Origin of the sequence: Streptomyces sp. SID14436, from assembly GCF_010548465.1 — a bacterium.
In the GTDB taxonomy this organism is placed as follows: domain Bacteria; phylum Actinomycetota; class Actinomycetes; order Streptomycetales; family Streptomycetaceae; genus Streptomyces.
The window spans coordinates 1-8,063 of the sequence record NZ_JAAGMD010000636.1 but is presented as its reverse complement, the minus strand read 5'-3'; the positions used below and the strand labels follow the sequence as shown (position 1 = coordinate 8,063).

Genomic DNA, 8,063 nt, shown 5'->3' with positions numbered 1-8,063 from the left:
AGGGTGGCGCACCGCTCCGGCGGGCCCCACCCCGCCAGCACCACGGCGGCGCCGCGCCCGGCGAGCGGTACGGCCTCGGCGAGCAGGCCGGCCAGCGCGTCCGCGTCCCCGGCCAGGCAGCCGATCGGCTCGAAGGCGGTCACCACGGTGTACGGGTGCCGGGGAGCGGGGGCGGCGTCGGCCGGTTGCCCGCGCACGATGCGGGGCTCCGCGCGCCCGCGTGGCTCCCGGTCCTCGGGCAGCAGCCGCTCCCGCGCGAGGCGCAGCCGGTCGGCGGCGGTGTCGACGCCGGTCACGGCGGCTCCGCGCGAGGCGGCCATCAGCAGCGCGAGTCCGGAACCGCAGCCGAGACCGAGCAGCCGGGTCGCCGGCCCCACGTCGAGCCGTTCGTGGACGGCCTCGTAGAGCGGGACGAGCATCCGCTCCTGGATCTCGGACCAGTCACGCGCGCGTGCATGCAGGTCCACGCGGGGGGCTGCCCCCGCCTGAGGCGGGTGCTGCCGCACGAGCGTAGGTGTCATAGGTAAGCGCCCCAATCAGCCGAGAGTTGCCGCTGTGCCCGTTTCCTTGGCCCCCGTGCAGTGCGCTCGCACTCCCCCCGTATGCCAGGTAACTCCGCCCTCGACCCGGCGTCCAGTGGAAGGGGACGGCGGCTTGGTAGTTGCTCGTGCCAGTGGCAAGAATTCACCGGGCGGCAACACGGGGCGCTCCCGGGCCGGGCGCGCGGGGTGCGGGGCGGCGCGGTGGGGCGGCCGCGGACCCGGTAACGTCGCGGTCGTACCGCTCGCCCTCCCGGCCGGCCCGGGGCATGTTCCGGCGGCGAGTACGGCCGAAACACCTCTTGCGTTTCCGCGATCCCTGGCATGATCGGCGCACGCGGTCCGCCCGCGCGCCGGGCCGTACGTCAGCCTACGTACCGGCTTGAGGCGAGCTGCGCGGCTTTCTCCGCAGATCAGCGCACCCGCCCTCGTCAGGACGCATCAGTGCGAACTGACGGGTACGTGCAAAATATTTGGGATGGCCCGGAATCGGAACACACAGCCACCCCGGCTCGTTGTCATTACGTGAGCACGACACAGACACCACCTGTACTCGCCGCAGAGCTGGCGCAGGCGTGGGCCGACATTCAGCGGCACCACCCCGAACTGCCGGATCTTGCCGCGCCCGAGTCCCTGATCGGGGAGTCGTCGTCCGCGTGCGGTCACGAGCTCTCCTTCGAGCGACTGCTGCACGAGGCAGTCCATGGCGTCGCCGCCGCGCGCGGCGTACGCGACACGTCCCGAGCGGGCCGCTACCACAACCGCAGGTTCCTCGCGATCGCCGAGGAACTGGGCCTGGACCATCCCGAGGAGCCGCATCCCAGCAGCGGCTTCTCGCTGGTCACGCTCACCCCGGAGGCGAAGCGCCGCTACCGTCCGACCATCGAACGCCTTCAGCGCGCGCTGAAGGCCCACACCGCCGCCACCGCGGGGGACACCGCGCGCAGCTTCCGCGGTCCCGCCGCCCGGCACGGATCCTCCGGAGGAGGTGTTCGCGTCAAGGCAGTGTGCGACTGCGGCCGCAACGTCCGCGTCGTCCCGTCGGTGCTGGCCCAGGCCCCCATCGTCTGCGGCGGCTGCGGCAAGCCGTTCCGCATTCCGGAGGTCGTGGCAGCGGCAGGCTGACCCCGCCCGGCATCTCGTGGGTGCCGGAGGGTCGGGTGCCGGGTGCGTCGAGGCGCTCCGCGCGCGCGGAGCGCCTCGACGTCGTGCCCGCCCGCACCCGCTGTCCGCGACCACCCCGCGGGTGTGGCAGAATGGCCTGCTGTACTCGACAGTCGCACAGGACCCCTCTCTCCTCCGGCTGACGCGTCCATCGGGCACTCGGGTACCGCAACCCCACGCGGCTTCACTCGCCGTGCCCAACCACGTCAAAATCAGGAGATTCCACTCCCGTGGCAGTCAAGATCAAGCTGAAGCGTCTGGGCAAGATCCGTTCGCCTCACTACCGCATCGTCGTCGCCGACGCCCGTACCCGCCGTGACGGCCGGGCCATCGAGGAGATCGGCAAGTACCACCCGACGTACAACCCGTCGGTGATGGAGGTCGACAGCGAGCGCGTGGCGTACTGGCTCGGTGTCGGCGCCCAGCCGACGGAGGCCGTCCGCGCCATCCTGCAGAAGACCGGCGACTGGCAGAAGTTCAAGGGCGAGCCCGCCCCGGCGCCGCTCCTCCAGCCGGAGGAGAAGGCCGCCCGTCCGTCCTTCGAGGCGATCGGTGGCGACGACGACGCCAAGGGTGAGGCCATCACCCAGAAGAAGAAGGCGGACAAGAAGGACGAGGCCGCGGCCGACTCCTCCGCGTCCGAGCCGACCGAGGCCTGAGCATGCTCGAGGAGGCTCTCGAGCACCTCGTGAAGGGCATCGTCGACCACCCTGACGATGTGCAGGTCGCCTCGCGCAACCTGCGCCGCGGACGCGTGCTCGAGGTCCGGGTGCACCCGGACGACCTCGGCAAGGTGATCGGCCGCAACGGCCGCACCGCACGCGCTCTGCGCACCGTCGTGGGCGCCATCGGCGGCCGCGGTGTCCGTGTCGACCTCGTCGACGTGGACCACGTCCGCTGACGCTTATCGCAACCGGCTCGGGCCGGGGAGGGCCACTCGGCCGTCCCCGGCCCGAAGTCGTCCCGACAGGAGATCAAGCACCGTGCAGCTGGTAGTCGCACGCATCGGCCGCGCCCACGGCATCAAGGGCGAGGTCACCGTCGAGGTCCGCACCGACGAGCCGGAGCTCCGCCTCGGCCCCGGCGCCGTCCTGGCCACTGACCCGCCCTCGGCCGGGCCGCTGACCATCGAGACCGGCCGGGTCCACAGCGGACGCCTGCTGCTGCGCTTCGAGGGCGTGCGCGACCGCACCGCCGCCGAAGCCCTCCGCAACACCCTCCTCATCGCCGAGGTCGACCCGGACGAACGCCCCGAGGACGAGGACGAGTACTACGACCACCAGCTGATCGACCTCGACGTGGTGACCGTCGACGGCACCGAGGTCGGCCGGATCACCGAGATCTCCCACCTGCCCTCCCAGGACCTCTTCGTCGTGGAGCGCCCCGACGGCAGCGAGGTCTACGTGCCGTTCGTCGAGGAGATCGTCACCGACATCGACCTGGAGGAACAGCGCGCGGTCATCGACCCGCCGCCCGGTCTGATCGACGACCGCGCCGAGATCGCCTCCGGCCGCGACGCCGCCGGGGACGACGCCTGATGCGGCTCGACGTCGTCACGATCTTCCCCGAGTACCTCGAACCGCTGAACGTCTCCCTGGTGGGCAAGGCCCGCGCGCGCGGACAGCTGGACGTCCGGGTGCACGACCTGCGCGCCTGGACCCACGACCGGCACCACACCGTCGACGACACCCCGTACGGCGGCGGCCCCGGCATGGTGATGAAGCCCGAGCCGTGGGGCGAGGCCCTCGACACCGTCCTGGCGGACGGCTACGAGAGCGGTGCCCGGGAACCGGCCCTCATCGTGCCCACCCCCAGCGGCCGCCCGTTCACCCAGGAACTCGCCGTCCGGCTCTCCGAACGCCCCTGGCTGATCTTCACCCCGGCCCGCTACGAGGGCATCGACCGCCGGGTCGTCGACGAGTACGCCACCCGCATGCCCGTGTACGAGGTGTCCATCGGGGACTACGTCCTGGCCGGCGGCGAGGCGGCCGTCCTGGTCGTCACCGAGGCCGTGGCGCGGCTGCTGCCCGGCGTGCTCGGGAACGCCGAGTCGCACCGCGACGACTCCTTCGCCCCCGGCGCCATGGCCGGCCTCCTGGAGGGGCCCGTGCACACCAAACCGCCGCACTGGCGCGGCCGGGGCATCCCCGACGTGCTGCTCAGCGGCCACCACGGGAGGATCGCCCGCTGGCGCCGCGACGAGGCGCTCAAGCGCACCACCGCCCACCGGCCCGACCTCATCGAGCGCAGCGCCCCCGCCGCGTTCGACAAGAAGGACCGCGAGATGCTGTCGATCCTGGGCTGGGAACCGGACCCCGCGGGCGAGCCGTACGGCCGATTTTGGCGCAGGACCGGCGGCGTGGAAGAATAGGCCGCTGTTGTGCGCCGACCGGCGTGCGCCCCTGCCGCAGGGGGACACGACGCCCGCCCGCGCCGCACATCCCCGATCCGACCTTCTTGCCGTTGATGACCTGCGGCATCAGCGAAGAAAGCAGACGAAATGTCTCACCTGCTCGACTCCGTCGACTCCGCGTCGCTGCGCAGCGACGTCCCGGCCTTCCGCCCCGGCGACACCGTCAACGTCCACGTCCGCGTCATCGAGGGCAGCCGCTCCCGTGTGCAGCAGTTCAAGGGCGTGGTGATCCGCCGCCAGGGTGCCGGCGTCCGCGAGACCTTCACGGTCCGCAAGGTCTCCTTCTCCGTCGGCGTCGAGCGCACCTTCCCGGTGCACACCCCGATCGTGGAGAAGATCGAGCTCGTCACCAAGGGTGACGTCCGCCGCGCCAAGCTGTACTACCTGCGCGAGCTGCGCGGCAAGGCCGCGAAGATCAGGGAGAAGCGCGAGAGCTGAGCGCTTTTCCGGGGTCACGCCGGGGCCGGATAGCATCTGGCCCCGATGGACACCGAAGCACAGCAGACGGAGCGCGACCGCTCCTCCCGCCCGGACACGACCGAGGACACCTCGGGGACACCGGGCCCGGAGGGCCGGTCGCGTTCCGCGTTGGGGCGGGGCGTCGCCTGGCTTCCCGGCGGCTGGGTCACCCTGACCCTGACGCTCTGCCTGGTCTTCCTGCTGGCGCTCAGCACGTTCGTGGTGCGGCCCTTCCAGATCCCCAGCGGCTCGATGGAGCCGGGATTGAGGATCGGGGACCGTGTTCTCGTAAACAAGTTGGCATACCGTTTCGGAGCCGCGCCGCAGCGCGGCGACGTGGTGGTGTTCGACGGAGCCGGACATTTCGGCGACGGCGACTTCATCAAGCGCGTCGTCGGGGTGGGCGGGGACCGCGTGGTCTGCTGCGACGAGGAGGGGAGGATCCGGGTGAACGGCCGGTCGGTCGACGAGTCGGGGTTCCTGTTCCCCGGTGACGACGCCTCCACGGTGCCCTTCGACGTCGTGGTGCCCGAGGGCCGCCTGTTCGTCCTCGGCGACCACCGCAGCGCCTCCAGCGACTCGCGCGACCGCCTCGGCTCGCCCGGCGGCGGCATGATCCCCGCCGGCGACCTGATCGGCCGGGCCGACGGCATCGTCTGGCCGTTCGGCAGAGCGGGGCGGCTGCACCGCCCCGACGCGTACACGCGCGTCCCCGCCCCGGCGGCGGACCCGGCGCCCACCGGGGGAGGCGCCCATGGGTAACCGCGGCAAACCCCGCGGCGTGCCGGCCAGTGCCGCGGAGAACCTGCTGCCCACCGGCTTCCGCCGCACCGCCAAGAGCGACGGGCGCACCCGGGCCGAACGGCGCCGGCTCCAGCGCAAGGTCAAGCGGCGCCGCCGTCGCAGCGCGGTCAAGGAGATCCCGCTGCTGATCGGCGTCGCCGTGCTGATAGCGCTGGTCCTCAAGACGTTTCTGGTCCAGGCGTTCGTCATCCCGTCCGGCTCCATGGAGCAGACGATCCGCATCGGCGACCGGGTCCTGGTCGACAAGCTCACCCCCTGGTTCGGTTCCAAGCCGCAGCGGGGGGACGTCGTGGTGTTCAAGGACCCCGGCGGCTGGCTCCAGGACGAGCAGACCGTGCCCAAGAAGGACGACCCGGTCGGCATCAAGCAGATCAAGGAAGGGCTCACCTTCATCGGACTGCTGCCGTCCGAGAACGACAAGGACCTGATCAAGCGGGTCGTCGGGGTCGGCGGCGACCGGGTCCAGTGCTGCGACCGCCAGGGCCGGGTCAGCGTCAACGGCGTCCCCCTGGAGGAGAACGACTACCTCTACCCCGGCAACCGCCCGTCGACGATCCCCTTCGACATCACCGTCCCCGAGGGGCGGCTGTGGGTGATGGGCGACCACCGCTCCAACTCCGCCGACTCCCGTTCGCACCAGGACACCGACTACGGCGGCACCGTCTCCGAGGACGAGGTCGTCGGGCGGGCGATGGTGATCGCCTGGCCGCTCGGTCACTGGAGCACACTGGAGGAGCCGAAAACCTACGCATCCGTGTCGGACTCGGCGCCCGGGTCGACGGCAGGTCCCCCGCCGTCGCATAGGGTTGCCCCCGACGGTCCGAACGTGATGATGCAACTCCCGATCCCTGCGGAACTCCCGCTCGTTATGGGAGTGGTGGGCCTGCTCCGGCACCGGGGCGGGCGGCGGCAGAGAGTAAGGAGTTGGCGTGGGGGATGCGGCGGTTGGCGCACGGTCCGGGCACGAGGGCGAGGAGCACCGCGGACGCCCCGTGGGAGCGGCCTACCCGGCGGCGGACGACTCCGTGACCTCCGGGAATCACTCCCCGGCGGGCGGCGGAGACGGTCCCGGGGACCTGCCCCCCACGGCACGAGGAGGCGGGGACGGCGGCGCGCCCCAGGCGAAGAAGCCGCGTTCCTTCTGGAAGGAACTGCCGATCCTGATCGGTATCGCGCTGGTCCTGGCGCTGCTGATCAAGACGTTCCTGGTGCAGGCGTTCTCCATCCCGTCCGACTCGATGCAGAACACCCTCCAGCAGGGTGACCGGGTCCTGGTCGACAAGCTCACCCCCTGGTTCGGCTCCGAGCCCGAGCGCGGCGAGGTGGTCGTCTTCCACGACCCGGACAACTGGCTGGCGGGTGAGCCCACACCGCAGCCCAACGCGCTGCAGCAGATGCTCAGCTGGATCGGCCTGATGCCGTCCGCCGAGGAGAAGGACCTGATCAAGCGGGTCGTCGGCGTCGGCGGCGACACGGTCGAGTGCAAGGGCACCGGCCCGCTGAAGGTCAACGGCAAGGCGCTGAACGAGCCGTACGTGTACCCCGGCAACACCCCGTGCAGCCAGGACGACCAGGGCGGCCAGTTCAAGGTGAAGGTGCCCGAGGGCCACATCTGGGTTATGGGCGACCACCGGCAGAACTCCCGCGACTCGCGGTACAACCGGGCCGACAAGAACGACGGCATGGTCCCCGTGAAGGAGGTCGTGGGCCGGGCCGTCGTCATCGCGTGGCCGGTCAACCGCTGGGACAACCTCCCGGTCCCGGCCACCTACGACCAGCCCGGACTGAACGCGGCCGGAGCCGCGGCGGACGCCGCCCTGGCGGTCGCCCCGCAGGGCCTGGCGCTCGTCGGCGCGGTGCCGCTGGTGCTGTGGCGCCGTCGCCGCGAGGCCGGCGTCCAGGGCCGCTGAGGAGGGGCTGACCCGGTCCGGTACCGCCGGGTAGGGTGCCGCCCATGAGTGGACGGAGCACGACGCACAACGCCCCGGGCGGCGACCGGGGCCCCGCGGCGGCCGGCCGGACCGGGCGGCGCCTGTCGGGGCTGGCCGTGGCCCTGGGCATGGTGCTGTTCCTCGGCGGCTTCGTCTGGGGAGCCATCGTCTACCGCCCCTACACCGTGCCCACCACCTCCATGGCCCCGACGATCGGTGCCGGCGACCGCGTGCTGGCGCAGCGGGTCGACGACGCGGACGTGCGCCGCGGCGACGTCGTCGTCTTCCGCGACGAGAACTGGGCCGATGTGCCGATCATCAAGCGGGTCGTCGCCGTCGGCGGGGACACCGTCTCCTGCTGCGACAACGGCAGGCTGAAGGTCAACGGCAAGGAGATCGACGAACCGTATCTGCCGCGGGACGCGGTGGCCGGGCTCAGCACCTTTCCCGCGGTGACCGTGCCCGAGGGGCGGCTGTTCCTGCTCGGTGACGAGCGGTCCGGCTCGGTGGACTCCACCGCCCACCTGACCGACGCCGCCAACGGCACCGTCGCGCGCAGCGCGGTCCAGGCCCGGGTCGACGCCGTGGTGTGGCCGATGGACGGCATGCTTCCGGCCCCCACCGGCTTCCGCGAGCTCGGCAGCCTGTCCTCGCCCGGCCCGCTGCCGGCCGTCGTGGCGATGATCGCCGGCGGCGCGGTGCTGGTGCTGGCCGGTGCCGCCTACGGCCCGCTCGCCCAGCGGGCCGCCGCGT

General features: G+C 72.0%; 10 protein-coding genes and 1 pseudogene. 10 read left to right on the top strand and 1 reads right to left on the bottom strand.

Going from position 1 to position 8,063, the window contains the following annotated elements:
• A partial coding sequence (locus G3I53_RS22685) for a methyltransferase domain-containing protein (RefSeq protein WP_164438711.1) occupies positions 1-521 on the bottom strand: 521 nt, incomplete at its 3' end.
• A 543-nt stretch (positions 522-1,064) separates the two neighbouring features.
• On the opposite strand from G3I53_RS22685, the gene G3I53_RS22680 reads away from it, so the two are divergent.
• The 10 genes and pseudogenes from G3I53_RS22680 to lepB (G3I53_RS22635) all read left to right on the top strand — a co-directional run.
• Positions 1,065-1,664, top strand: coding sequence for a hypothetical protein (locus G3I53_RS22680; protein WP_164334525.1), 600 nt, complete (start codon positions 1,065-1,067; stop codon positions 1,662-1,664).
• A 269-nt stretch (positions 1,665-1,933) separates the two neighbouring features.
• Positions 1,934-2,362, top strand: coding sequence for a 30S ribosomal protein S16 (rpsP, locus tag G3I53_RS22675; RefSeq protein ID WP_164334524.1), 429 nt, complete (start codon positions 1,934-1,936; stop codon positions 2,360-2,362).
• A 2-nt stretch (positions 2,363-2,364) separates the two neighbouring features.
• Positions 2,365-2,604: an RNA-binding protein gene (locus G3I53_RS22670; protein WP_055606155.1), complete on the top strand. Its 240-nt coding sequence runs from the start codon at positions 2,365-2,367 to the stop codon at positions 2,602-2,604.
• Positions 2,605-2,686: 82 nt separating this feature from the next.
• Complete coding sequence (gene rimM, locus G3I53_RS22665) at positions 2,687-3,241, top strand: ribosome maturation factor RimM (protein WP_164334523.1); 555 nt, start codon at positions 2,687-2,689, stop codon at positions 3,239-3,241.
• Positions 3,241-4,074, top strand: a complete 834-nt coding sequence (trmD, locus tag G3I53_RS22660; protein WP_164334522.1) for a tRNA (guanosine(37)-N1)-methyltransferase TrmD — start codon at positions 3,241-3,243, stop codon at positions 4,072-4,074. The genes rimM and trmD overlap by 1 nt, the downstream gene beginning before the upstream one ends.
• Positions 4,075-4,203: 129 nt before the next feature.
• Positions 4,204-4,554: a 50S ribosomal protein L19 gene (gene rplS / locus G3I53_RS22655; protein WP_164334521.1), complete on the top strand. Its 351-nt coding sequence runs from the start codon at positions 4,204-4,206 to the stop codon at positions 4,552-4,554.
• Between the two features lie 45 nt (positions 4,555-4,599).
• Positions 4,600-5,337 (top strand): signal peptidase I, encoded by a 738-nt coding sequence (gene lepB / locus G3I53_RS22650; protein WP_164334520.1) that lies wholly within the window; start codon positions 4,600-4,602, stop codon positions 5,335-5,337.
• Positions 5,330-6,418, top strand: a pseudogene (gene lepB, locus G3I53_RS22645) (signal peptidase I); the annotation flags it as partial. The gene lepB (G3I53_RS22650) and the pseudogene lepB (G3I53_RS22645), both read left to right, overlap by 8 nt.
• Positions 6,309-7,289 carry a signal peptidase I gene (lepB, locus tag G3I53_RS22640; protein ID WP_164438710.1) on the top strand — a complete coding sequence of 327 codons (981 nt, stop codon included), beginning with the start codon at positions 6,309-6,311 and terminating at the stop codon, positions 7,287-7,289. The pseudogene lepB (G3I53_RS22645) and the gene lepB (G3I53_RS22640), both read left to right, overlap by 110 nt.
• A gap of 44 nt (positions 7,290-7,333) precedes the next feature.
• Positions 7,334-8,063 (top strand): signal peptidase I (lepB, locus tag G3I53_RS22635; protein ID WP_164438709.1); only part of this gene is annotated, 730 nt, incomplete at its 3' end.

What these genes read in the sequence shown, in the direction of transcription:
- G3I53_RS22670 (WP_055606155.1), top strand. Translation starts at nt 2,365, where the DNA reads ATGCTCGAGGAGGCTCTCGAGCACCTCGTGAAGGGCATCGTCGACCAC.
- trmD (WP_164334522.1), top strand. Translation starts at nt 3,241, where the DNA reads ATGCGGCTCGACGTCGTCACGATCTTCCCCGAGTACCTCGAACCGCTG.
- rplS (WP_164334521.1), top strand. Translation starts at nt 4,204, where the DNA reads ATGTCTCACCTGCTCGACTCCGTCGACTCCGCGTCGCTGCGCAGCGAC.
- lepB (WP_164334520.1), top strand. Translation starts at nt 4,600, where the DNA reads ATGGACACCGAAGCACAGCAGACGGAGCGCGACCGCTCCTCCCGCCCG.